This is a genomic window from Bacillus sp. FSL M7-1020 (assembly GCF_038050415.1).
Classification (GTDB): Bacteria; Bacillota; Bacilli; order Bacillales; family Bacillaceae_G; genus Bacillus_A; species Bacillus_A toyonensis.
In genome coordinates this window covers 2,281,700-2,306,311 of record NZ_JBBOTW010000001.1, presented here as the reverse complement: position 1 = coordinate 2,306,311, position 24,612 = coordinate 2,281,700, and the positions used below count along the sequence as shown (strand labels likewise).

The 24,612-nt window shown below is 32.6% G+C and carries 23 protein-coding genes, 5 pseudogenes and 1 riboswitch; of the genes and pseudogenes, 6 read left to right on the top strand and 22 right to left on the bottom strand.

Annotated features, from left to right (window positions below):
- Positions 1–85: 85 nt before the first annotated feature.
- On the bottom strand, positions 86–289 hold the full coding sequence (locus MHB70_RS11690) for a hypothetical protein (RefSeq protein ID WP_000878374.1): 204 nt from the start codon (positions 287–289) through the stop codon (positions 86–88).
- Between the two features lie 628 nt (positions 290–917).
- On the opposite strand from MHB70_RS11690, the gene MHB70_RS11685 reads away from it, so the two are divergent.
- On the top strand, positions 918–1,109 hold the full coding sequence (locus MHB70_RS11685; RefSeq protein ID WP_000369809.1) for a hypothetical protein: 192 nt from the start codon (positions 918–920) through the stop codon (positions 1,107–1,109).
- A gap of 191 nt (positions 1,110–1,300) precedes the next feature.
- On the opposite strand, the gene MHB70_RS11680 is transcribed toward MHB70_RS11685, so the two are convergent.
- The 3 genes from MHB70_RS11680 to MHB70_RS11670 all read right to left on the bottom strand — a co-directional run bounded on the left by MHB70_RS11680 (position 1,301) and on the right by MHB70_RS11670 (position 5,232).
- Positions 1,301–1,717 carry a DUF3995 domain-containing protein gene (locus MHB70_RS11680; protein WP_000905313.1) on the bottom strand — a complete coding sequence of 139 codons (417 nt, stop codon included), beginning with the start codon at positions 1,715–1,717 and terminating at the stop codon, positions 1,301–1,303.
- Positions 1,718–1,860: 143 nt separating this feature from the next.
- Positions 1,861–2,634 carry a DUF3959 family protein gene (locus tag MHB70_RS11675; protein ID WP_000732193.1) on the bottom strand — a complete coding sequence of 258 codons (774 nt, stop codon included), beginning with the start codon at positions 2,632–2,634 and terminating at the stop codon, positions 1,861–1,863.
- A 207-nt stretch (positions 2,635–2,841) separates the two neighbouring features.
- Positions 2,842–5,232 (bottom strand): RNaseH domain-containing protein, encoded by a 2,391-nt coding sequence (locus MHB70_RS11670; RefSeq protein ID WP_061530063.1) that lies wholly within the window; start codon positions 5,230–5,232, stop codon positions 2,842–2,844.
- A 323-nt stretch (positions 5,233–5,555) separates the two neighbouring features.
- On the opposite strand from MHB70_RS11670, the pseudogene MHB70_RS31155 reads away from it, so the two are divergent.
- Positions 5,556–5,711, top strand: a pseudogene (locus tag MHB70_RS31155) (DUF7852 domain-containing protein); the annotation flags it as partial.
- Between the two features lie 1,131 nt (positions 5,712–6,842).
- Here the strand turns inward: MHB70_RS31155 and MHB70_RS11665 are convergent.
- The 14 genes and pseudogenes from MHB70_RS11665 to MHB70_RS11600 form a co-directional block, all read right to left on the bottom strand.
- Positions 6,843–7,346: a hypothetical protein gene (locus tag MHB70_RS11665; RefSeq protein WP_000343310.1), complete on the bottom strand. Its 504-nt coding sequence runs from the start codon at positions 7,344–7,346 to the stop codon at positions 6,843–6,845.
- Between the two features lie 232 nt (positions 7,347–7,578).
- Positions 7,579–7,806 (bottom strand): annotated as a pseudogene (locus tag MHB70_RS11660) (hypothetical protein); the annotation flags it as partial.
- Positions 7,807–7,843: 37 nt separating this feature from the next.
- A pseudogene (locus MHB70_RS11655) lies at positions 7,844–8,597 on the bottom strand (exosporium leader peptide-containing protein).
- Positions 8,598–8,638: 41 nt separating this feature from the next.
- Positions 8,639–9,262, bottom strand: a pseudogene (locus MHB70_RS11650) (N-acetylmuramoyl-L-alanine amidase); the annotation flags it as partial.
- Positions 9,247–10,269: pseudogene (locus MHB70_RS11645) on the bottom strand (terminase large subunit domain-containing protein); the annotation flags it as partial. The pseudogenes MHB70_RS11650 and MHB70_RS11645, both read right to left, overlap by 16 nt.
- Positions 10,266–10,601: a P27 family phage terminase small subunit gene (locus tag MHB70_RS11640; RefSeq protein ID WP_000124841.1), complete on the bottom strand. Its 336-nt coding sequence runs from the start codon at positions 10,599–10,601 to the stop codon at positions 10,266–10,268. The pseudogene MHB70_RS11645 and the gene MHB70_RS11640, both read right to left, overlap by 4 nt.
- Before the next feature lie 150 nt (positions 10,602–10,751).
- A complete protein-coding gene (locus MHB70_RS11635) occupies positions 10,752–11,087 on the bottom strand; it encodes an HNH endonuclease (protein WP_061530064.1) in 336 nt (111 codons plus the stop codon).
- Positions 11,088–11,301: 214 nt separating this feature from the next.
- Complete coding sequence (locus tag MHB70_RS11630; RefSeq protein ID WP_061530065.1) at positions 11,302–12,129, bottom strand: DUF1835 domain-containing protein; 828 nt, start codon at positions 12,127–12,129, stop codon at positions 11,302–11,304.
- A gap of 552 nt (positions 12,130–12,681) precedes the next feature.
- Positions 12,682–12,900, bottom strand: a complete 219-nt coding sequence (locus MHB70_RS11625; RefSeq protein WP_061530066.1) for a hypothetical protein — start codon at positions 12,898–12,900, stop codon at positions 12,682–12,684.
- A 406-nt stretch (positions 12,901–13,306) separates the two neighbouring features.
- Complete coding sequence (locus MHB70_RS11620; protein WP_061530067.1) at positions 13,307–14,257, bottom strand: nucleoside hydrolase; 951 nt, start codon at positions 14,255–14,257, stop codon at positions 13,307–13,309.
- Between the two features lie 219 nt (positions 14,258–14,476).
- Positions 14,477–15,019 carry a site-specific integrase gene (locus MHB70_RS11615; RefSeq protein ID WP_061530068.1) on the bottom strand — a complete coding sequence of 181 codons (543 nt, stop codon included), beginning with the start codon at positions 15,017–15,019 and terminating at the stop codon, positions 14,477–14,479.
- Complete coding sequence (locus MHB70_RS11610; RefSeq protein ID WP_061530069.1) at positions 15,019–15,501, bottom strand: ArpU family phage packaging/lysis transcriptional regulator; 483 nt, start codon at positions 15,499–15,501, stop codon at positions 15,019–15,021. Before MHB70_RS11610 ends, MHB70_RS11615 begins: the two co-directional genes overlap by 1 nt.
- Before the next feature lie 27 nt (positions 15,502–15,528).
- Complete coding sequence (locus MHB70_RS11605; protein WP_000866207.1) at positions 15,529–15,690, bottom strand: hypothetical protein; 162 nt, start codon at positions 15,688–15,690, stop codon at positions 15,529–15,531.
- Positions 15,691–15,973: 283 nt separating this feature from the next.
- Positions 15,974–16,774, bottom strand: a complete 801-nt coding sequence (locus tag MHB70_RS11600; RefSeq protein WP_061530070.1) for a C1 family peptidase — start codon at positions 16,772–16,774, stop codon at positions 15,974–15,976.
- A 476-nt stretch (positions 16,775–17,250) separates the two neighbouring features.
- Here MHB70_RS11600 and MHB70_RS11595 point away from each other — a divergent pair, with 476 nt between their 5' ends.
- The 4 genes from MHB70_RS11595 to MHB70_RS11580 all read left to right on the top strand — a co-directional run bounded on the left by MHB70_RS11595 (position 17,251) and on the right by MHB70_RS11580 (position 20,023).
- Positions 17,251–17,472 (top strand): hypothetical protein, encoded by a 222-nt coding sequence (locus MHB70_RS11595; protein ID WP_000807684.1) that lies wholly within the window; start codon positions 17,251–17,253, stop codon positions 17,470–17,472.
- 80 nt (positions 17,473–17,552) lie between these two features.
- Complete coding sequence (locus tag MHB70_RS11590; protein WP_000110272.1) at positions 17,553–17,852, top strand: hypothetical protein; 300 nt, start codon at positions 17,553–17,555, stop codon at positions 17,850–17,852.
- A gap of 1,107 nt (positions 17,853–18,959) precedes the next feature.
- Positions 18,960–19,307 (top strand): exosporium leader peptide-containing protein, encoded by a 348-nt coding sequence (locus tag MHB70_RS11585; RefSeq protein ID WP_000343263.1) that lies wholly within the window; start codon positions 18,960–18,962, stop codon positions 19,305–19,307.
- A gap of 443 nt (positions 19,308–19,750) precedes the next feature.
- A complete protein-coding gene (locus MHB70_RS11580) occupies positions 19,751–20,023 on the top strand; it encodes a hypothetical protein (protein ID WP_000088127.1) in 273 nt (90 codons plus the stop codon).
- Between the two features lie 155 nt (positions 20,024–20,178).
- Here MHB70_RS11580 and MHB70_RS11575 read toward each other — a convergent pair whose 3' ends face one another.
- The 4 genes from MHB70_RS11575 to pdxR form a co-directional block, all read right to left on the bottom strand.
- On the bottom strand, positions 20,179–20,508 hold the full coding sequence (locus MHB70_RS11575; RefSeq protein WP_061530071.1) for a heterocycloanthracin/sonorensin family bacteriocin: 330 nt from the start codon (positions 20,506–20,508) through the stop codon (positions 20,179–20,181).
- 650 nt (positions 20,509–21,158) lie between these two features.
- The gene (gene tenA, locus MHB70_RS11570) at positions 21,159–21,848 is read right to left on the bottom strand and encodes a thiaminase II (RefSeq protein ID WP_061530072.1); all 690 of its coding nucleotides are present in this window, start codon (positions 21,846–21,848) and stop codon (positions 21,159–21,161) included.
- 127 nt (positions 21,849–21,975) lie between these two features.
- Positions 21,976–22,081: riboswitch (TPP riboswitch) on the bottom strand.
- 73 nt (positions 22,082–22,154) lie between these two features.
- Complete coding sequence (ddlB, locus tag MHB70_RS11565) at positions 22,155–23,069, bottom strand: D-alanine--D-alanine ligase (RefSeq protein WP_002038752.1); 915 nt, start codon at positions 23,067–23,069, stop codon at positions 22,155–22,157.
- A gap of 4 nt (positions 23,070–23,073) precedes the next feature.
- Positions 23,074–24,522, bottom strand: a complete 1,449-nt coding sequence (gene pdxR / locus MHB70_RS11560; RefSeq protein ID WP_000471599.1) for a MocR-like pyridoxine biosynthesis transcription factor PdxR — start codon at positions 24,520–24,522, stop codon at positions 23,074–23,076.
- Between the last annotated feature and the right edge of the window lie 90 nt (positions 24,523–24,612).

Genomic DNA, 24,612 nt, shown 5'->3' with positions numbered 1-24,612 from the left:
TTAAAATCTGCTCATATATTCATTGTACAATTACTTTATTTATAAACAAAAAACATCCCCATGGATGTTTTTTATCTAATTACCTTTAAACTTCCATAAATTTAGCAGGTACACCAATTTTTTCAACTACGGAAGATATATTAGTTGGGTTAATCATTACATTTTCAATACAAACTAATTTATTTTCTAATAATCCATTCTCTGTAGTAATAAGCTCTTCAAATCGTTCTAAAGTCATTGAGAACTTGTGCTCACTTCCACCATTCATGCTAACTTTTACATATTTCATAGTGTCACCGCCTCTCTTAATTATCTATAATTCGCTAAGAATACGCTTACATCCTTTTATTAAAACGTGGATTTATCACTTTTATTACTTTCCACTACACGTTTGAAATAATTTGCAGAAAAACAGATACTATACACCGTCTGTTCTATTTATTGAAATTATAATAAAATGTTTCTAGCATTCTATATCTTTGGAAAAGATTATATAATAGTATTGATTAAATAATAGGAGTGTTATGAATGGTTGATATAATCCGACTCTTAATCATCATACTGATTGCAATTTTTTTATTTTCATCAATTATTATGGAGTTTAAAAAACCTCAAAAAAGTATGTTTTGGTTCTCAATTGAAGTCTTGTTTCTGCTGGGAATCGTACTTTTAATGAAAGAATTCTTCTTCAAACTTTCCGCATAACCTCTTAAGTAAAACATAATATTCCATCAATAACGCAGGATAAATTATGATTTTTATTTTTTTCACTGAATTTAAGAATTTAACTTCCAATAAGTTATCCTTTATATATAACTACTTTATATGCTTCTGCTAATTACTCTTTTGTGTATTATCTATCATCGAGACTAGAACAAGCATGCCTTGTCATATATTAGATAAGGGATGTGATAACATTGGATAACAATAACAATCAATTTGTTTTTCATGTAGTCAAAAGTTCGGCAATTAAACGATTTATAATTATCGATATAATCGCTGGAACAGGAATTTATTGGACCGTAAACTTTATTTCTTCAAATGCATTACTCGCAATTATTAGTTGTATTTTAGGGACCAAAAAAATGAAGAAAATGCATCATTCATAGAAGTAATAACTAAATCCCAATTCATTTCTTTCAAATATAAACATTCTATTATCTTAATTAAATAAATAAGCTCCCTAATAACCGATGTTTACAATCACAAAAAATAAGAGGTTTCTGATTGCACAGAAACCTCTTATTTAATATCCGCATCTTTATTTACTAAATACATTACATGATTATCTTTCCTAAGTTCACTTTATAATTGATAATAAAAAGGATAATGATAAAAATGCACAAAGTGGTATATATAAAACAGTATCCATTCTAGCAAACTGCGTACCTTTTTTTCGTTTAAAGATACCAAAATAATGAAACTCACCAATTACTCTTATGAAAAAAACAACCATACAAACCCAGGATCCCATTTGAACAAAAATATTTGGAACTGCGAAATGAACAATATTTGCTTGTTGTAATAAAATCATTGCTGCCATACTTAATAATAACGCAATGCACAATGTCATTCCTGTACCTGGTGTAAACGCCTTTTCTCCAGCTTTAGTTGGAATGACACTATTTGTCGCCCACTTACCCCCGAAAGCCCAATAAATATGTAAAAAACTAACTGAAAATAATATACAGACAGAAATATATGCAATAATAAGCATTTTGTCCTCCCATTATTTTATTTAAGTCCTCAACTTTAGAATATGCTATGAATTTCTCATTGGCAATCTATATTTAATTACATAAAAAACCTTTAATAATTTATCAATTTAACGATAAATCATTAAAGGTTTACTGAAATTTATTATGCATTATACCTATTTCTACGACGTTCCATCCTCGTTTGTCCTTGAACAGTATCTTCTTTATATTGATCTATTTGCTCCGACATTTCATATGTTGCAGCTGGAGCTGATTCTTCGTAATTATGCTTACGTATTTTTTCTGGCGTTTTACGTTTAGAACCTTTTCCACCAAACTTAAATAATTTCATCTTAAATTTCGGTAATCTTGGAAGTGGCATCTTAAATGATAGTTTTTTGCGTTTCTTTTTTTGTTGAAATAGATTTATATTTTCTTTATTATCATCCTTCTCTTTACGGTGTATAAACGTCGCAAGTAATCCACCTAATATAAGTCCTCCAGCTAAGAGTAGAAGATATACGTAATTGCTTGTCATTAAACTCGTCATACGCTCAAGTATGACTAACGACTGTACTTCTTTTATATCCCATAATAAAGCGGCCCATAATGAGAATAAACCTAAAGTAAGCCCGTATGTACGAAAGCGAAATATACAAGGTATTAAAGCGATACAGGCGGCAATTTTGGCATTTGCTATTATAGCACTTGTTGAAATATCCTGATTCCAAATAACTAACAGTAGTGTTATAAATGGTGCATATGCTATCCAGCTACAAATACGTGAATATATCTTTTTTGCAAAGTAACTACCGAAACTAGTAAAAAATAAAAGTCCTCCAATATATAAAGATTGTTCAAGAGGGATTTGCTTTAACATTCCTGCAATTGGAAAGAGGCCGCTCAGTAGCATTAATAATACATCTAATTTCTTCACAATTCCCCATTCCTTTCAAATTTCTATTAAGTTTTAAAATTAATTTTCCATGTGATTCAGTTTTTGTATTTCTAAAAAACATCTTAATCCTGAATGTTTATAAAGTAAATACAAAATAGAAAAGATACATGACAAAGGATAGCTATATTTACATGAACAAATGACAAATCCTGATCAGTATAACGAACAGGATTTATTTACTATTATTTAAATTAGCACTATTGAATCTTTCTTTTCTCTCTTTATTACATCAACATCTAATTCATCATCGAATTCTTTAAACTCTCTTGCATCTATATCAGTGGCATAACTCTTTATTACTTTAGCCATATGCATAGAATATGGCATATGCACATTTTTTTCCGGAAGTATACTTGAATTACAACACATGAAATGTATCATTTTAGCGATATATTCCCTTTCTACATGTTTTACACCTAATGGTAGAATTTCAAGTATATATTGTTGAATTGTGTCACTACAATTTAATCGATATTCACCAGTGCTATAATACATCCCTGTTTGATCCGCATATAATCCAGTTCTATCCATATCATTTTCACGATCTATTACAACAAAGCTTGGTACATCAAAAGCAGTATTTATTCTTATAACGTTTAAATTCGGAACCTTTAATATATCTGGAATAATCTCAGGTGCAATATCTATATTAATTTTTTCATTTTGCAACTCTTTAATCCAATATTTTCTCAAATTCGCATCTACAATGAAATAAACTTGTTCATTTCCCTTTTGCGCATGTTGTAACATTCCCATTAATGTTTCAGATACAAATTCCTTAAAACGGGCACCCACATCATTTCTTTTTGATGGTTGTGGTAAAAATACATTATGTTTATTTATTTGTAATAACATATAGTCGATCGGTTGCCACTCCGAATCCGTATCCCCATATAATTTATATGATATTTCTTTACCTTTTATTTTTGAAATAATAGGTAAGAAATCAAACTTCGAGATTCGTTCAACTGATAAATTGACATATGTACAAGGTAAATTCCTCTTATTCCAATTGCCTTTCAAAAATCCTTTTTGTTCTAATAAATTAAAAATACTAGTTACAATTGTTTCACGAGATACACTTTGACCTATAAATAAATTAATAAATGTTGAAATACGTTTTGTTCGTGCAAACCCTTCACGAATAATTTGTTTCGGATCAATCTTCTCTCTTCCATCACACTTCTTCATTGCAATTAATGCTAACGTCGTATCACTTCGCTTACCTGCCGTAGCATGAACTGCTTTTACAACATCATCTACAAGATTTGTTTTATATTTTTGGCAATACTGCATTTTATATGGATTTTGTAACACTTTTTCCATATTAAATCTTACAATCTTTAATAATACTGGTGAATCTGCATTTACTACATAAGATGTTTCTCCTATTTTAGCTAAAACTATTTCACTATCAAATAATGCTTGTTCTATTTCCAATACTATATTTTCGGACCAAATTTCTAATGTTATGGTCTCTAATCCTTTTGGTGCAAATAAAGGAAATAATTCATTTTCATTATTTGTTGCTACCCTTTTGCATTCTGGCAGTAATGTGAAATGAGAGAATTTCCGCTGAAATTCTTTAAATAGATATCCTTTCTCCTTTACTTTTATACCTAGCTTTTTTTTAGTACCTTGCACTTTATATATTCTCTCATTATACGGAAGTAATACTCTTCTATTTGTTCCGACAATATAATCTTTCGGATATTGGACAATATGGTCTAATTCAATTTCTCCACCTATTTGAAAATCATCTTTTAATGTTCTAAATAACTTAATCCATTTCATACCGTTTGTAGCTTGTTGTACTTTTAACTTTACAAACCGCATTTTTTTATTATCTGATGCAAATTCTGAAGTAGAAATCAATATCATGCCTCGTTTTCGTCGCAAAAGTAAAGGGATATCGGGATGGTTATATTCTTGGTAGAATCTCCGAATACCTACTGTAACCTTTAATAATGGAATATTCTCACCACCACGAGTTATACATTCAAATCGGTATACATAGGCGAAAAAGTCTTGTGTTTTTTCATCTTTAATCGGCTCTGACATTGCCTCACAAATATTTTGTGATCGAAGTGGAGAAAAATAGATTTCTTCATTTTTATTCTCAATTCGTATAGGTTGTACACAAAAAACATGTGAAATTAATGCGGGTACCCATTTAGAAAACGTTTCACTATCATGTAATACTGTTACATTCGAAATCAAATCGTCATGCCATTCATATTTTGGCGGTTCCATTAATTGATTCGGTTTCCAATCATGAATGACCTCATACCAACTTTGAAATATATAATCAAGTTGTTCTTGCCTAATTGGTTCTTTTGACACAATCCATGGCGTATTTTCATTTAATACATACGGATTATGCTGAATAAACAATATATCAGAAAACATATCATACAATCTTTCATTTAAACGCTTTAACTTACTAGTTAATAAAAATGTCTTATAATGTATCTCTACAATGTCTAGCCATTCAATAGGAAAATATATAAATGAGACATGTTCCTTTAAAAGTGGCTCTACTATATTTTTAAATGTTAATAACCGTAATTTTTCCATGTATTGAGTACTTCCTCTCTTCATTTGTCTTGATTATCAAAAAATGAGAAATAACAATTACTTAATCTAATCAATTTAAAACTAACTATCTAAAAGAAGAATTTAAAACTATTTATTAGAATAATACGTTATTAAAGAAACACTTTTAAAAGTTACACGTAATTATCATATACATCACCCCTAACATCTCAAACATATTACGTACACATTATATACTATATATTTATATACTGTATTTATATTTTACAATAATTTTACAAAAAACAAATATAAAAAAAGTATTGCCTATACTTACTAGCAATTCCTCTATTCTTTATCCAATTACGTCTCACCTTATTAAGCCTAAAAATGGTGATTTACCACGTTTAGACAAATACTTCTTCGAAAATACAGTGTTTTATAACGAACAACCGTATTGTGAATTAGTCAGCGCTCAATTTTTCGAATTAGACATTTCACCTTGTCCTACAGAATTAAACTAGCCATTTGTAACTAATAGAATTTCTTATTGTTCAAAATTGACCTACTTAAAAATTAAGTTGATGGACATGCGGTCTTACCCTTATTAGTATGACTAATAATGCTATAATCACTCATATAAATCCTGAAACCAGTAAAATTTTAGTTAGCTTCTCACATATAAATTGGACAAGCATACGCTATTGTATACCCCCCACTCATAGAAAGATAGAATGTATTAATTTTCTCAATTCACTAATGGAAAAACCTTAATAAAAATATCTTCATATTTATCGAATATAGTTTTGAATTCTTATAAACTATATAATTTTGGAGTTGGTTCATACGTTACAAAAAACTGATCGTATTATCATTATGGTCCCTCCACTTTCACAAGTGTTTGTTACATTTTTCTCATCATTAGGAGAACCTATTTCATCACAAATTTTGTCTAATACATCTCCATACCCTGTATCAATGTTTGCACTTAATGAACTTGAAAGTGAATTATTTGAAGTCGAGTTAAAACCAATACCACCGCATTAAATCCAGGTTCAATTGGACCTACCGGTAATACGGATCTACCAACATTAATTCTTACCGATAGGGTAATTGACACTGGCGTACTTACTATTTCTGGTGGAGCAACAAATACAATTACCTTTACTATCCCAATCACTTTAATAACAACCGCGACTATCGAAGTTTCAGCATTTTAATAAAATTTTATTAACCAGCCTATATTTTTTAGTACGTACACTCTCAAAAACTTATTATGGACTTCTAGATATATCGGGTATCAAAATTCCTTGAATACATTATCTATCTTTGATATCACGAATGATTTTATGAGTATTCAGTATTAGTGTTTTCTATATGATTAAGTCTATATTTGAAGGTGACATATCAGCGATATTTTTTATCTATTTCTTATATGTGTTAGTAAGTTCGTTTGCAAACTTGTTAGCACTTTTTATAATTATTCTATTAATCATATATAAGAATTTTTATAAATGAAGTAAATTTCTTAGGACATGTATTCGTTTTACAAATGAAAGAAGACATCTCCTAAAATTGGAAATGTTTCTTTTAAATTAATAAAACAATTTTGGTTGTATTTCTTTATTTTGATCAGTTTTTTCACCAATAAATTATGTAGTTTCAGTACTTGTACTACAACTTGTCGAGTATAAAATCGGTATACCGCATATTGCATCATTCATTACATCACGAAAAACTTTTGCAGCGACTTCTGTGAAAGTTTGACACAGATTAGATATATCATCATTAAAAAACTGTATTACTTCTGCAGAAAAAACTGGAAAAACAACATTCGCTCCACCCGAGAACTGCGGCTGTACAACAACTTGTACAAGTTCAAAAGCGTCTAAAGGATAAGGAATTGGATTTACAATCCCATCCCCAATAACACTAACAATAATAGTTACATTGCCAAATTGCACTGTAGGTTTAAGAAGTGTAGCTAATGTAATCGCTTTTTCAAAATCCGTAGTTTGTACTAAAATAATAAAATTTCCATCAGTCGGTATTAGCGGACCTACTGTTACAGTTGGATCAGCTCCTACTGAATTTCTAAGTTCATTAAAATATGTGATCCATGGCGGTGAAAGTTGAGGTTGTATATGCTCGTCCATTCTTTTTCCACCTCCTTTTGTAATTCTTAATAAGATAATATGGATAAAACTCGATAGTGTATTAGACATATATATTATTTTTCACTATTATTTTCATAAACTTACCATATCAATTTGGGAATTTTGTACGCTTAGAAAACCATTTAGACACATTTACCTAATTATTGTACGCCAATAATATAGTTGTGGAGAATTTACAGATAGAGGATTTAGAAAGAGCAAGAGGACACAGCTAATTAATCATGAAGATACATTGTGTTAGATGAGTAAATACATAGGCTTCATTTGTAGTAGTATAGTATGTTTTTCCTTTACTGTTATGTACTTTATACTGTGGCGAACCATTGACACTCACTTTTGCATCAATTATAAATCCCAATCCTGTATCTACAGAACCAGCTCCATCTTTATCCTGCTAAGATGGAGCATTATAGAAACGTAGATTGTCTACTCTGCTTTTTAATCTATTAGGAACAGATACTTCTGAAAGAAATCCACTATATCGTAGCAGGAGTTATATTCACAGCTGTAATTTTACAAGTTGAAATAGCAAACCTAACAGTTGTAGTTGGATTTATAGGTAATGTCCCTAGTACTATACCAAGTCCCGTTTGTTCCACGTTAAAATCCGCTGCAATAGAACCATTACTTGCTAAAAGACTCACTGTAGATCCAATAAACGCATCCAGTAACTGTCTAATTGGTCGTTCACGACATTCACACTCGCATCCTACATCGGTAGGTGGAAGTAATGTTATAGGTGGTCCTGGTGGTAAAAAACCTACTCCTGTTACATCAGAAATATTGACCACAAAGGTTGTAGTGCCATCTGTAACTGTAACTAAAAAATCATTCACGGAAGTGATAGTAAATAGAAAGAAAAGTGGGGGCGTGTTGGGTGTGTCTGCAATAGTGCCAAGAATAACAGTTTCTCCAATAAGTTGTTGTAAAACGCTTTGCATAGGTAAAACACAGCAATCACAAAGACAACCTTCAGTTGCTCCTGTCGGGCCTGTGTCTCCTGTTGGACCCGTTCCTCCCGTTGGGCCTGTGTCTCCTGTTGGACCCGTTCCTCCCGTTGGGCCTGTCCCTCCTGTTGGACCCGTTCCTCCCGTTGGGCCTGTCCCCCGTGGGACCGGTTGGTAAAGTAAATGGTGGGATTGGGGGAAGTGTAGGGCCAATTACATTTGGATTTAATGCATTTGCTTGAAGTATCCCATTTATCTTTTGTATTTCATTTTTATCAAACACATAACTACCTCCTATGATTGTACTATATTGTAGTAATACAGTTATCTTACATACACATAAACTTCATTAATCGTAATATAATATGTTTTCCCTATACAATGGTGCACCTTAAATTGTAGTGAACCGTCCATATTTACCTTTCCTTCAATTGTATATCCCTCACCTGCATCTACGAAACCTGCCAAGATGGAGCATCATAGAAACGTAGATTATTAACCTTAGAAACCACACGCTTCCCTACAATAGATGAATCAACTGTACTTTTCTTATTAAACTGCACATAAGATGGATCGTTCTTAATCCACTGATCCCCACCAAGATTTAACCAACCATCCCTTTCAGCCCGCACAAAATAAATGAAACTTTAAGTAGTCAAGTGGATCTTCATAATCTGTTCCACCAAGGTATTTCGTTACATCATAGTGAGTCCATAATCCTTTTTCTACAGATAATCTAAGGTCACGTAAGATTTTAGCTAGTAACTTAACATATTTATCATAGCTGCGTTTGAATTTTGTATAGTCCACTGTTTCGCATAACTCTACATGTACAAATCGTTTATTAGCAGCAGTACCTCCACCATAAGCAATGGACTTTGTATCTGCGATTTGGATTATTCCATTCCAGTCAACCGCATAATGAACGAACGCGTTTCTCCATCTTCTTCAAAACCAGTACGCATTATCTCTTCCCATGAAGCTACAGACTTTGTTAAATCTGTTTCGGGATAATTCATCCGTTTTGTTATAAATTCTTCACGGTTTGAAGGATTATTTTCTAATTGTTTATATTGAGTTAATACCTTTTTAAATAATTGTTTAGCGTAAGAACTTCTCGGCTCGCTGAACATAGGATTTGCTTTTTCCCACACATCAGGATTATCAATTTCTTCTGGATTATCGATCTTGCAGATGAAGGGAAACAATGGGTCTTCTAAATCTTTGCCTTTTAGAATATTCATCGCTCGCTCTTTCGTCTTGTCTAAGAACCCATCGCGAACAAAACCATCTGTACCAATAAAAAATTCTCTAGCATTTGGCACTTTTCCAAGTCCACTAGAGAATACATTTACTACATCAAAGTTTTCATATCGATGTATTTCATCGTAAATAACACAACCGTCACGAAGTCCATCCTTAGAACCAGCATTAGATGTATGATATTGCATAATGCTTTGAGTATCGTTACTCAGTATCTCTACCTTAGTTCGATAAAACATATCTTCTAGTATTTCTTTTCCTTTAATAGCATCATAGACTTCACGAAAAGAAACTTTAGCTTGCTTCTCGTTGTTAGCCACAATTGAAACATTGTAGCCTTCTATCCCGTGTAGTGGACTAATAAAGAAATGACATAATGATGAAATCAAACCATTTTTACCGCCACCACGAGCCATCATAATTAGAAACTGCTCGTAAAAAACCGAATCGTCTTCTTCATAAAAAAGAAAAACAAAAGCGGTTAAAAACTTCTGAAATGTTTGTAATTCAAAATACCATTTCTCTGTAAACTTTATATAATCATCATGCATTTCATTATCGAAATACAGATCATCACGTATTAAAATGTATTTCTCTAGGTAATCAATTAGCATTATGCGCTCTTTATTTAGCTTAATTTTTCCCGCTCGATACATTTCAATATATTCAGTTACATATTCATTTTGAATCATGTTAAATCTCTAGCAGAGCGCACAGGTTTTGAAGGAACTTTCTTTTCTTCTGCCGATGCTTCTAATCCAAGTGCATCTAAAATCTTTATCATTCGATCGTTAGTTTTATGTAAATCATTAATAGAAGGATTGGATTTCGGACCGTGCATGCCGGATACTTTTATTCCTGTTTCTTCAATATCATCAACAAGAATACATTTTAAATCCCACAGCGATAAATAATCTTGAATTAAGTCAGCATAATGATTACCTACAATCTTTTTTTCTTTCAATTGATTTATTAAATCCTTTTCAATCCTTTTTCTCATTGTTTCACGCTTAACTCTAGCCACAATATCCCTCCCTTCTGATTTACATCGTTTTCCAATTTGATATAACGCGCGAATTTACTTATAAATTTAGAAAATCGACCCCCTCCTCCGGTGCCCCTAAGACGAATTTTTCATGAAATATTTTAAGGGGGGTGTTATTTTTAAATTGTTTTACCATTTTTCATCATGTTCCCATTTATTTTGTTTTTTTTCGTAAACTCTTCCATGTTCTTTGTTATGGCAATTAACACAGACGGTTTCAAGGTTATCTATTTCTAATGCAAGATCAGGATGATGCTCAAGCTCTTTGATATGATGGACAACAAGCTGTATCTTCTTACGCTTTGCACTCTCACTGTATTCATTGGTGTCTGTTTGAACACGACCATTTCGTTTACATTCCTGACACTCATAGTTGTCTCGCTTCTTTACTTGTTCACGTAATTGTTTCCAAGCTCCACTATCATAGAACTTACGCTTCTGTTCTTTTGTTTTAAACTCTTTCATTAGTATTTACTTTCACACATCCTCTTCGTCATCTTTGTAATTTTTATATAATAAAAAGCATCCAATTGGATGCTCCTTTCTCGAAACGCTATACTTTTATTCTGAATATAGAAAATGAAGTTTGACTCTCCGCACAAAAGTAAAAACACTATTTCTTTAATTAAAAACATCTAAAAGAAATAGTGTATTTTATCTGTTCTAGATAGTCGATTATTTATGGTAATCGAATCTCCATCTTCGGTCTTTCACCTTGGTAATTTAATTTTCCTTGTTGAATTAGTTGATGTACTCGGAAAGCTAAGTAAGTATCACCTATACGCTGTTCATTTTTCCCCATTATCTCTCCAACAATTCGAGATACACGTTGATATTCATTTGATGTATTTTCTAAGATGGACACATCATAATAATCTTCAAATACAGTAGTTATTTGTCCATCTTCTATTATTCTTAATACACCATTAGTTTGAGACCATTTTTCCCAATCTTGTATTAGACTGTGAACTTGTACATGAGATAATTCTTTTTTCATTTGAAGAGCTTCTAAAATTAATTCCGAAGGCATTTCACTTAAACTTCTTAGTACATACGGAATCTCTTTGTCTTGTAAATCCTGTACTATATATTTGATATGATGGCTAAAATCTGTAACATTCACTTCTTCAAAATGAATATTTTTATTTTGAAGAAGCGATAACACAAACCTTAAACCGATAGCATCAGATACGTTTTCCCCATGCCATAAGATTACCTTACTACCACTAGGGATTTCTTCTACAATTTGTGGATTTTGTTTAAGTGTAGTTTCAATCCAATCTAAATAATCTAATTCTGAAGTTGGACCTATTGTTGTTAGTACTTCTTTTAGCCATTGTTTTCTTTCTTGCATTCCTTCTGTAGATTCTAATTTATAAATAGGACCTATTGAAAAATCCTCATTAATACAAATAACTTTTTCATTTTTGTATTCATTATTTTTTTGAAAAACATACTTTAAATTTCCATGTGCCGAATCCCCGAAGGTAATATGTGTAACATTCATAATGTTTAATCTCCTTATTAAATCAATATATCTATTTATATTTTGTAAGAGCGGGTACATCCGTTCTCTTACAAACTTTATTATAGATGGTACACAAAAAAATAACTAGCGCCATTACATTACACTTTTGTAAGGTAAAACAGCACTATTCATCACAGATAATCCTCTGGTAATGTTCTTTCTTTTATTCTTGTTCCAAAATAAAAAACACCCTACTGGATGCTTTGTTATCAATTATTATTTTGTATTTTAAGTACGGTAAATGAAGTTTTAGTCTTCTTCCAGTCACCTAATGCTGCTACAACAATCTGTTTGCACAATACTAAGTAACTAGAAGAAGAGCAAAAGCTCTCCCTAATAGCGGTATCATTCAATCACTACCATCTGCTGGTTTCGGATTTTATGTGCCGTCATTATGAACCGTTTAGAATTTTAGGAACAACATAGTGAGTTGTGTTTCCCACCACTTCCCACAATACAAATATAACACGTTAATTCCAAAATAACCGACACATTTCCTGCCAAAAAGCGGTCACGACTCTGCCAACGTCTTCATAGTTCAAATTTTTCCACTGCACCTGTTAATTCCACTGGTACACCGAATATGCTTTTTTTCATTTCTGTCATTTTCTTTTTAATAATCCACTGTGGATAATTCAATTCTTCTAGAATATTTCTAAAATAAGTTGGATTTAACTTTAACATATAAGGATTTCTTCCAGTATTCCTTTTATATTTAATTATTACTTCTAATAGTTCTTCATTTAGCATGAATCACAATTACCTCCCCCTTACATTTTATATTTATGTATATACACCATTTGATACCTTGATACTGCCACTTACCCATATCTTATATTTTGTGTAACTAAGCCAAACGTTACAGCCCTTGATATTGATAGCTTCATAGCACTTTCTCTTTTGAGTTACACAACATAATAAAAATGAGTAACCGTATAGAATAGGGTAGCACCACATGGTCATCAAGTTAAAAGTTTAATGTACCAGCAATTAGGAAGATTTTATTCTGTTAGCTTGATAGTGATAGGATACAGCCAACATTTTGGAAGCTTTGTATGTTAGACGAATTTTAACCTAAAAAAGTCGAATTCTTGTACGTGAAGTGCAGTAATATTTCATTCATATAATCCATATTATCTGAGGTTAATAAAGTCTGTTACACTCTCTTCTTTAGGAACGTTTCCATAATATCCTTCTTGAACTTTTCATAATCAAACTGAAAAGCTACATCATGCGTTTTATAGCCTGGATTAGTAACAAAACGAAAGTCTGCAATGCTTTGACCAAATCCTTCCCCTTGATCAGGAATTACTTTAATGGGTACCCTTGACAGGCTAACAGCCTCTTGATTCAGCAAATACCACACCGTTACAAAATCATGCATAGGACTTCCACTTATACCAGGATTAGACTTGGAGTAGAAATTATAATAATAATCTAACATAGGTTTGATGATGAGTCCTGCAAGATCCTGTGTATTCCGATGAAATGCATCGATTTGCTGGACCATTTCGGGTGTAACAATCGCATGTTGAGTCACATTTAAAGGAATAACCGTCAACTTCTTTGCATGCTGCAGAATTAAGTTTGCTGCATAAGGGTCTGAGTAAAAGTTAGCTTCAGCCACAGCAGTTACGTTACCTGGATAGAAAAAAGCTCCCCCCATGCAAATGCATTCTCTTACGTTTCGCATTGTTTCTAAATTCAATACAAAAGTCGTAGCTAGCGAAGAGAGTCTTCCTAAATTGATAATTGTAAGATCTTCTAAATTTGATTCTATAATTTGATAAATATCATTTAAAGGATAAACTGGATATGAAATTTCAGGGGGAATGATAGGTCCTAATCCGACTTTTCCATGTACCTCAGGGAAATACTGAATCAATATTCCTGTCAACGGTACAGAAGCACCAAGGAATACAGGTATCTCTTCTCTTCCCGAAATGTACTTCAAATAGTTAATGTTCCTTATTACATTTTCTCTTGATACATTCCCATAATCGGCTACAATTCCTACAAGTTGAATGTCTTTACGAAAAAAGGTGTACAGTATAGCAAACGCATCATCAATCCCCAAATCTGTGAACAGGAGAACCTTTTTTTGCATATCTCTTCCTCCAAAATTTATAGAATTCTACTTTTATTAATGATGTAGTGATCAGACTAAGCTTGTATGTATATATTTTATGTATTCTTAAAGAGTGAATTCTATTCACATGAAATAGCTTTGCTCATCTAGATTTGATATTATGTTCAAGCGTAAGTTTCTGTTCTTAAGTCGATAGGTATGTGATGCTATCCTCGAACTAAAAAGAAAAAGCAATGATTAGATTTTAAACCTAGTCATTGCTTTATCCATTGCATCTTGGTTTACTCCTATATATCTTAATGTTACCCGTTCACTTGAATGATTGAATATCTCCATTAGCAAAGCTATATTCTTTGTCTGCATGTACATATGATACCCAAATGTCTTGCGTAATGTATGTGTCCCAATCTCGTCTAATCCAAATTCTGCTGCTGTTGTGCTAAGTATTTTATATGCCATACTTCTTCCTATTGGCCGATTCTTTCCTTGCCTACTCTTGATTAAATATTCATGATTTTCCATCTCTTCAATGTACCATTTCAATTCCCTTCTCAATGCTGCTGTAATCTGAATTCGTTTCTGCTTACCTGTCTTCATTTCACGCATTGAGATATGGCTGCCCTTTAAATCTCCAACCTTCAGTTTTAGAATGTCACTAATACGTAAACCTGTATTAATTCCTATTACAAACAAGATATAATTACGCTCACTCTTTTCTTTTAAATACCCTTTAATTTGTTGTATTTGCTCTGGATCACGTATTGGCTGAACAAAATTCATTATTCATTCCCTCCGGTTTCTTCTGCCTCGTAAACTTCTAACCCAAGTGCAAAAGCAAGTTTATAAAATGCTTTATACTTCCAACGTCGATAAGTACGCTCAGACATCCCTATTTCGTTATAAACCATGTAATCACATACGTCTTCTTCTTCTAAATAACGTTTATAAATAATATCTCTTTGAATGCTTCCTGCACGTCCGTTCCCTAATCGATTTAGAAACTGATCAATACGTACTGACATTCTTTCAAGCCACTCTTCTCGTTTGCTTTGTTGAATATTTGCTATAGCAACATCTTCTAACAGCTTACCAACTGTATGTGTAGGACCGTGCTCACGTATTTCATAAGAAGGAGTGACTTTCATTTCTTTACGCATCATCCCAAATTGTCTATGTATACGTACACTTTCCAACACACCTTCTAATTCCTCTTGTGTCGCTGTTCTATCAATTTTTGGTAAGAAAGATAATTGTTTAGTCATGTAAGACCACTCCTTTTTATTTTTAAATTACTTTTGTCTTAATGCTCCACGTCTGCGTTCATAACAAGGTCTATGCACCCCCATCAAATCCTCAATTTCACGAGTACTAAATTTCTCTTTTCGTTTTTTCTTATTTTTCTTTTTCGATTGGTTTTTCCATTCACGTAGCTGATTCTTTAACACCTTCATTTCCCCATCTCCCTTTCCAAAATAAAAAAAAAGGACACCTATTCCTAAAGCAGCTTGAATTGCTGCTTTAATGAATTGGTGTCCTCTAGTTTTCTAGCCGGACTATATTTGTTTTTCGTTCACTTAAAATACCAGCTTGTATAAAAATATTACTCATATCTTTTTCCGTTGTAGGTAACAAACCTGACTCCCTTTATTTCCACATCTTTTTCAAGCTCTTTTATACTACCCGTAACATGTATAACGTGTTTTATTGTTTCCATACTTCCACTTCTTTATCTAATTAACGACCTGTCCACATATCTTGTACAATTCCATTTTCAAATAATTCATATGGGAAATAACAATATCCTTTATCTCCCCACTCTTCTCCCCAGCTGTTTCGAATAATAACAGTTTTCTTATTATCATCATATCCAGCAGCACAAACAGCATGTCCTGCCTGTTGACCATCTTCAACAATTACATCATCTGTTCCTGATACCGGAACTATACCAGTCTTTTTAACTTCTTCTGACATAAAAGATTTTGGCACAGCAAATCCAAGTACAACAACTAATCCATGGGCAAGTGCAGCCTTTAATCCCGATAAATCTTGAATACGATGGTAGGTTCCAATTTTATAAAGCGTTGCATCTGATTCAGCCTTTGGTGATGGCTTATCTCTAAAATTCTCAGTATAAGGAAAATCCTCTTCAGGACATACCCCAATTTTTTTAAGAACATCCATACCATCACGAACATTCGCTCCGCTATCTTCCTGAATATGTCCTTCTATTTCTCGCTCATGATAATATAAAAACAAACGAGATAAGCAAGTAAATGGACGACCTGATTGTAATAATAGGTATTCTCTTAACCCTGAAACAATTGCATTCGCCGTACAAGAACCTATATTCCATTGTTTTACTATACCTGACATTTTAGGACGAAGATCGACTTGCGTTGGCAAATCCGCCTCATTACTAAACAAGTAACTCCGAAATATTTTGTCTCTTAAATCAACAGGGTCTTTTCTTACATTAAGGTACTTTACAATATCTTTGTTACTGGTAAAACTGAAATTTGATTCATTTGAGCTCATTGCAAAAATCCATCCTTTCTTTATATCTAGATGATTCATTTCTTTTCTATACTTAACTTAAAAATTAAAATTATACCTTTTTAATTTTAATTTCATTTGCATTCACTACATCCAAATTTTTAATTATTTATCTTTTTAATTATCAATTTCTATTTTCAATTTATCTCACAACCACTTGAACTCTATATTTTTTTCTTCCTTATTTGTTTCGATTACTTTTTCTATTCACTTAATTGATCTCTTAACACATTCATTTCCCCATCTCCCTTTTCAAAATAAAAAGGACACCTATTCCTAAAACAGCTTTAATGAATTGGTGTCCTCTAGTTTTCTAGCCGGACGATATTCATTTCAAAGGATTATTTTATAAAAATATTAACTAGCAAAATAATTAATATTACTAAGCTATTACTCCAATCGTTCTATTTAATTTATACATATATTAATAGTAATTTGAGAAAAGGAGGTGTTTTTATATGGCTGAGCATACAAAATGTGTTTGCGAACAATTAGAAAGATTACAGTTAGGTACAGAAGTAGATGTTTTCCTTACAGGAACAACACTAGAGGATCTTATTTTTACTAACTTTAATCCAGATAATTTTTGTGTAACATTTGTGGATAACACAACAGAACCTGGCTCTATAATTGTTTTGGACTGTCGTGATATTCAAGCGCTTAGAATTGAAGCTGAGTAGAGTAAAGATGGGGCTTTGAAAAAAGCCCTATTTCACACAGCATATTTCAATATAAATTATAAAATAGAGGAGCCGGAAAAATGTCAGTTTTCATCAACTATGCTATTACTCCCAAAGTATTCAATCCTAATCTAACATATCTTCCAAATAACCGACGTTCTTTTATCCCAACCCAAAAAGAGAGTTCTAAAAATATTTGCTATCTTTTAGAAACATATTACTTAGGAAAAAAAATAAAACAGCTGTTAGTTAACGGCACAATATTAAAAGCTTCTATATTTGTAGGATTCCATAATAGATCCCGCCTTGCTACATTTATAGATGAAAACGGAGATATCACTGTAGTTAACTGCGAGCGTATTGATGCGATTCTACTCTAATTATGAATTTACATTTAAATAAATAATCATTATTTTCAAGATACGCGTTAGTTCTTACACATAATACCAATAACTGTTACCATAAAAAACTTGGTCCAAAGTGCACTTATATACAGTACCTTTTTTATTTGACCGAATAAGCCTCCAGATTCCGTCAATAATGTAGACAACCCATTAAGTTACTTTCTCCTTGTTCCCCCTTGGAGAACCGAACAGTTAGCTTTTGCTAGATGCTCTTTGTTAGTAAAAACGCACTCAATTGACTGGATACACATATAATATTTTGTGCTTCTCTCTTTATAAAATGAAGTTTTAATTTAGTTTTCTTTCCTGCATAATATTTTGGTATTTGTTTATACCATAGATGTAACTATTTGTTACAACATATATCTGTATCCAGTGAACTTCTAAAATTGTACAATAAAGCAATTAGCTACTTCAGCTAGCTGCTTTGTTGTGCAAAATAAAGGTTTTATTTCTCAACAACCATTATTGGAATTAAAACCCCACTAATGGTAATATGAAAATACCTTTCAGTCATAATTTTTAACATGTCAAGTGTTGTTCCCTTTTAAAAGGTCCTGTGTCAATCAGGGCCTTTTAAACTTGTTCCTTACTAAAATAGCGTTTTTATTAAAAACTTCTCACATTTAAACCGGACAAGCATATGTTATTCTATCGAGGCTTTCCATTCATAGCATTCTACCTTTCTTATTTGAGAGCACGCTTATATGTGTGCTCTTTTTATTTAAGATAAAATAAGGATTTTGTTTAAAAACCGCACATTTATTAAGAACATACATAAAATATCATGCGGTATTCTTTTTTAATATTAGTTTTGGTTAAAGAGCGCCTTAAAAGCGCTCTTTATATTTGTTAATAAATAACCATTTTTCTCAAACACACTCACGGTTTGTATAAGCCAATCATATATTTACATAGACAAGAAATAGCTTTTTATTATACATGCGCAATTTTTGTGCATGTTTTTTCTTTAATAAAATAACTATTTTGTTTAATTTTTAACATACAACCGCTTGTCCATGTCACTTTGCTCAACGCCTACATTTACTATCAGTAATATAAATTTTTTAGAGGTGAATTATATTGGACGAGTTTTTATCTTCTGCTGCATTAAACCAGAATTCGATTGGACCAACACTCCCACCTATGCAACCTTTTCAATTCCCTACTAGACCGACCGGTAACACCGGACCACCTGGCATTGTTTCAGTTACATTTAACCAAAGTCATATTCCTGCAACTAGCCCAACTAACCTCGTATTACCAGCTATTAGTGTAGGCGTTAATCAAATAGTAAAGTTAGAAGGAGTTTTCAGATCTGATTATGTTTCCCTAAGTCCCCTTACAGAATTTACTGTATCTTCAATTCTCGCTCTAAAAAGAGGCGTCTTTACTATTGCGGTTCAGATGGAGCTTCAAGAAGATATTTAAAAACCAGTAAATGTTTCAACAAATTTAACACACAACGTTTCAATAGTCTGGATAGATACGCCTCCCCCTGGTACTTATGTATACAGGCTATCTCTGAATGCCACGGGAATTGGTACATCCACTAACGCTATTAGTGAAAGAAACATAACTGCTACAGTAATAAACATTTAAAGTGTAATTCCCGGTCTATAAATCGTAATATGAAGTAAAAGTAAAACAAAAACAGCTTGTAGAAACAAAGCACCCTATTCCATGTTCTAAATTTTCAATACTAGAGCAGTGCATTTTATACAAACAGTTACGTAGTTTTGTTACGTTTCAAAATTAATCAATAGTAATAAAAATAGATTATTAAATTTGTTAATCCCAATAAATAGCTTTTAAAGTTGCGCTCACTTCCACCATTCATACTGATTTTCACATATTTCATATAAAGTATGAGAATGAGCAGAAAATCAGATATAACAGCAAAAGATCGTAAAGATGCGGGGAAAAAAGCATTAAAATCGGCAGTTGTTAAAGGTTGGATAAATGTAGGTAAATGGGGATTCTTTGGTGACATGGTTGCATTTATGGACAGATATTATACAGGCTATAAGAATTACAATCTTAAAAAGAAAAGAGAAAGAAGGGCTGATAGCAGCTCTTCTTTTTGGTTCTGGTGCAATAAATCTGCTTATAAAAGTCAAAGAGTGCGTCAAGAGTATAAAACATAAAAAGACATTCGATTTTTGATTTGAAATAAAGTCACAATGTTTATAAAAGGTTGGATAAATTATCTCTCTAAATTAAAAGATGCTACGTGTGTTTTGATTTATCTCTTTTATAAAATTGTATAACGCTTTACAAAGTAGATTCCTTTTCTCTCTTATCAATATTCATATGTTACAATAGTACCAGTAGTATCAGTGGTACCATTAAAACAATTAGAACAACCACCACAACCACCACAACCGCCACAGCCGCCACAACCAAAACAACCGAAGCAACCAATACAACGGAATCCACCACAACGGAATCCACCACCACCACCACCACAACGACCTCCACAACCGCCACAACGACCGCAACCGCCACAGCGACGAGCAGCATCTTCAAAATAGTAGTATGGATATTGGTTTTGCTGGTCCCAATACACAATATTTCCAGACTGGTAATCATTAAGGCTTAACGCTTGTAGTTCTTGTTGAAACTTATTCATTTTCATGACCTCCGTTTATAAACTTTAACCTCATCGATGCTTTCCAATATTTCTGTTCGTTAAATCTAAGTAGAAATAACGCTATAAACTAAGTTCAATACGTACACCTATAAAGTATGACCTATCACTAGACGGTGCACCTTGTTCATATACCTATTTTTACTATGGGCTCATTTTTATAAATAGAAATTATAAAATGTGAATGCTTGCGTCATATCTTCATGCTTACTAAGTTCAATTCATTTCTCAATAACCATGATGCCGTATCCTACGTATTCCCGTATGCCGCTTAGATTTTTCTGTACTGTAAATGCCTCTCGTTATAACACTTCCATATACTTTCTGAGAGCACCTTCAGATATTCCTAACTTTTTTATATACTTCACTAGCCGAATAATCGATTTAGTCCGTCGTAGCGTCAAAACACCTACTAGTGACAGGACTCAATGACGGTTAAGAAATTCCTACAAAAAAAGCCCTGATTAGGGCTTTTCATTCTACTTTTTCAGCAAGCTCTCCATGAAATTGCTAATTGAAGAAAATTGAAAAAAAGACGCACTTAGATTGATACGTCTTTTTTGCGATACCCCTTTTTTGAAATCATATAAAGAGGTCTTATCCATACATATGTATAACAATACCTCTACTCTTTATCTAATTACATCTTTTACTTCTGTATCCACTGGCCATTTTTCTAATGTATAAGCCATTTCCCAAAATGAATATTCATATTGACTACTAATAATGAAATGCTGTTTCATACGCTTCCGATCAGACTCTGTCACTTGTTCAGCGATAGTATCTAATCGTGTAATTTGCTCTTCAACTAAAGTACGGAACCAATCAGATCCATAAGCAGAAATCCACTCTTTATAAATCGGCTCTTCTGGCTGACATTCTTTTAAACGTTCACCAATTTCATAATATAGCCAGTAGCAAGGTAAAATTGCTGCGATAATATCCCCTAAATGCCCTTCATACGCCGCACGGTACATATGTGAAGTATACGCATATGCAGTTGGGGCAGGGATAAAATGACCTTTTTCTTCTTCCGTAATTCCTAATTTCTTTGCGAAATTCTCATGTAATGATAATTCTGCCTCGTATGTATTTTGAGCATGGTGTGCCATGCGAGCTGTCGTTTCTAATTCAAGAGCCTTTGCAGCTCCTAAAGTTTGTACTCTAGCAAAATGACTTAAATAATATGAATCTTGAAGTACGTAATAACGAAAACTTGCCAAATCTAACGTACCTTCACCAAGTTTTTTTACAAAAGGATGATGAAAACTTGCCTCCCAAATAGAATCTACTTCTTTACGTAATATTTGTGAAAAAGTCATTTAAATTCCTCCAATAATGTATAAAATATATGTATTTATCCACAGTTATTAAATCTGTAAAACAAAAAAAACTTTCTTTACAGGCGTAAAGAAAGTGAAATAGACAATATTAATGTATTCTTTAAATATAATCGTCTTCCCACTTCCCTACGCTGGTATTAACCAGATCAGGTACTAAGAGTCTCAAAATTATGTTTGATCTCAGCCTACAAAAGGCCCCCCTAGTGGATAAATATTTAGTTGTCGTATTGTAATTATCATAGCATACTTCGTGGAACTATCAAAAGTTTTAATTGTATAATTATCTTAAAAACCTTCTTCTTTCCTCACTCTTAATGAAGTTTCAATTATCATATCTAATAGTTTACTATAATTAATCCCCGCGGCATCTGCACTTTTTGGCAGTAAACTTGATTGGGTCATCCCTGGTAATGTATTAACCTCCATTACATATGGAATTCCGTCCTTCACCATCATATCAACCCTTGCATAAACACTACATTTTAATGCTTTATAACAAGCCAATGACGCTTTATTTACACGTTCCTTAATTTCAGTTGGAAGTTCAATAACTTCTTCAATTGTACTAACATCATCGTATTTTGCATTGTAGTCAAAAAACTCAGCTGCATGTCGAATTGAAACGATAGGTAAATGTTTACCATCAAAAATTGAACAAGTAATCTCGTCACCTTTTATATACTTCTCAATTACTACTTCAGAATCCCATTCGAATACAGTTTCCAGCATTGAGATCAATTCATTTTTATCATTGACGATCTTTACGCCAACACTCGAGCCGCCAGAGTTTGGTTTTACCACTAACGGAAATCCTAACTTATCTAAATCATCAAGCTTTAGATCCGCCATTTTTGTAAGTTCAATCCAATCTGGTGTTTCTACTCCTTCATAACGCAAAATCTTTTTCGAAATATTTTTATCCATACATATACCGCTAGATAACATATTGCTGCCACTATATGGAATACCTAAACTCTCAAGCGTCCCTTGAACCGTACCATCTTCTCCGTATTTTCCGTGTAATGCTAGCAATGCAAAATCAATGTCTTTCGCTTTTTCAATTAAATCCATTTTTTCATTTAACGTAATTGGAACGATTTCATACTTATTTTTATCTAAATGTGCAATCATTTCATTTCCAGTCATAATTGATACTTGTTTTTCAGAGGATACTCCTCCCATAATAACGCCAATTCTCATTTTCTCAACTCCAAGTTTCATTTTTTAAAGTTTCACCAATTATTTGAATCCCACTAACTATTTCTTTCTCCTTCAAACGTGAAAAACCTAAGCGGAATGTATTCGCTCCCCCTCCATCAGAATAAAAAACATCTCCAGGAGAAAACGTTACACCTTTCTCATAACACTTTTGTAAAAGTGTGCGAGCGTGAATTTTCTCTTCCAACTCTATAAACAAATGAAGTCCGCCATCTCCAGTCATCCTTTTAAACGGAATATACTGATTGCAAGCCCCAACGGCTAACTCATATTTTTTCTTGTAAACAGATCTTGCCTTTTTTAAATATTTTTCAAAATATCCTTCATGTAAATATTGAAACAAAACAGCTTGATCTAACGTAGATGTGTGAATGGTTCTTGCTCTTTTAACACTTTCTAAATAATGAATCAGTTCTTTATCGGCAATAATCCACCCTACACGTAAACCAGGGAAAAGTACCTTCGAAAAGCTACTAATATAAATCACATTATTACCAGCCCCTGCAAAAGTTAATAGTGGCGATAAATGTGAACCTGAATAACGTAATTCTTCATTAAATCCGTCCTCTATAATAGGAACCTTATATTTCGAAAATAACCTCATCAATTCCGTTCTTTTTTCCGAACTTGTAACAATACCAGTTGGATTATGATAAGAAGGAATTAAATACGCAAAATCAAAATCCTTTTCACGTAAACTTTTTTCTACTTCAGTCGTATCAATACCATCATCATTCATATCTATCCCATGAACTTCAAGTCCATGTAAGCGAAAAAGTTTCAATGCAGCATGGTGAGTTGGATTCTCACAAATCACACGCCCTGATTTTTTCGCTAAGGAAGATAGTACAATATCTAATCCTTCTGTAAATCCATTTGTAATTAAAATATCTTTGTTCGAAATATCTACACCTTTTATTTCCATGTAATGAAGTAGATATTTCATTAACGGGCGGTAACCTTTTGCATATCCGTAGTTCAATACGATATCCCCTTCAATGGACATACGAGTAAGAAAAGCTCTTTTGAAATTTTCAACATCAAATAGCTTTTCGTCCGGGGCTATACTATTAAAAACAACCATTCCTTTTTCCCAGCGGACTCCATGCTTCATTAAGTCTAATTCATCCGCTAATGTGGTAACTGTATTAAGTTTATTTTTCCAATCTATTTCAACAGACGAAGTGTTAGATATATCCACCTTCGCAACGAAATTCCCTTTTCCTTTTACTGCATAAATGAGTCCTTCTTGTTCTAAATCCGCATAAGCAGAGAGTACTGTATTTCTGCTCACTGATAATAATTCACTCAGTTCCCTTGTTGATGGGATCTTTTGATCACCGAGCAAATGCCCTTTCATAATCATCTTTTTAAAATAATCCTTTAATTGAATATAAACGGGACGATCTTTTACAACTTTAAAATCTTTAAACAATTTCTTACCCCCTGCAATTATTTTTGCATATTTATTTCATTCTCAAAAGGTCCACTACATATGTATTTTTTATTAACAGCGGTACGGTCT

Coding starts and splice junctions, on each gene's coding strand:
- tenA (WP_061530072.1), bottom strand. CDS start 21,848: ATGACTTTTTCACAAATATTACGTAAAGAAGTAGATTCTATTTGGGAG.
- MHB70_RS11670 (WP_061530063.1), bottom strand. CDS start 5,232: ATGGAAAAATTACGGTTATTAACATTTAAAAATATAGTAGAGCCACTT.
- MHB70_RS11690 (WP_000878374.1), bottom strand. CDS start 289: ATGAAATATGTAAAAGTTAGCATGAATGGTGGAAGTGAGCACAAGTTC.
- MHB70_RS11635 (WP_061530064.1), bottom strand. CDS start 11,087: ATGAAAGAGTTTAAAACAAAAGAACAGAAGCGTAAGTTCTATGATAGT.
- MHB70_RS11580 (WP_000088127.1), top strand. CDS start 19,751: ATGAGCAGAAAATCAGATATAACAGCAAAAGATCGTAAAGATGCGGGG.
- MHB70_RS11665 (WP_000343310.1), bottom strand. CDS start 7,346: ATGGACGAGCATATACAACCTCAACTTTCACCGCCATGGATCACATAT.
- MHB70_RS11615 (WP_061530068.1), bottom strand. CDS start 15,019: ATGAATTTTGTTCAGCCAATACGTGATCCAGAGCAAATACAACAAATT.
- MHB70_RS11575 (WP_061530071.1), bottom strand. CDS start 20,508: ATGAATAAGTTTCAACAAGAACTACAAGCGTTAAGCCTTAATGATTAC.
- ddlB (WP_002038752.1), bottom strand. CDS start 23,069: ATGAGAATTGGCGTTATTATGGGAGGAGTATCCTCTGAAAAACAAGTA.
- MHB70_RS11595 (WP_000807684.1), top strand. CDS start 17,251: ATGGCTGAGCATACAAAATGTGTTTGCGAACAATTAGAAAGATTACAG.
- MHB70_RS11625 (WP_061530066.1), bottom strand. CDS start 12,900: ATGCTAAATGAAGAACTATTAGAAGTAATAATTAAATATAAAAGGAAT.
- MHB70_RS11590 (WP_000110272.1), top strand. CDS start 17,553: ATGTCAGTTTTCATCAACTATGCTATTACTCCCAAAGTATTCAATCCT.
- MHB70_RS11620 (WP_061530067.1), bottom strand. CDS start 14,257: ATGCAAAAAAAGGTTCTCCTGTTCACAGATTTGGGGATTGATGATGCG.
- MHB70_RS11610 (WP_061530069.1), bottom strand. CDS start 15,501: ATGACTAAACAATTATCTTTCTTACCAAAAATTGATAGAACAGCGACA.
- MHB70_RS11630 (WP_061530065.1), bottom strand. CDS start 12,129: ATGAATGTTACACATATTACCTTCGGGGATTCGGCACATGGAAATTTA.
- MHB70_RS11680 (WP_000905313.1), bottom strand. CDS start 1,717: ATGCTTATTATTGCATATATTTCTGTCTGTATATTATTTTCAGTTAGT.
- MHB70_RS11605 (WP_000866207.1), bottom strand. CDS start 15,690: ATGAAGGTGTTAAAGAATCAGCTACGTGAATGGAAAAACCAATCGAAA.
- MHB70_RS11600 (WP_061530070.1), bottom strand. CDS start 16,774: ATGAGCTCAAATGAATCAAATTTCAGTTTTACCAGTAACAAAGATATT.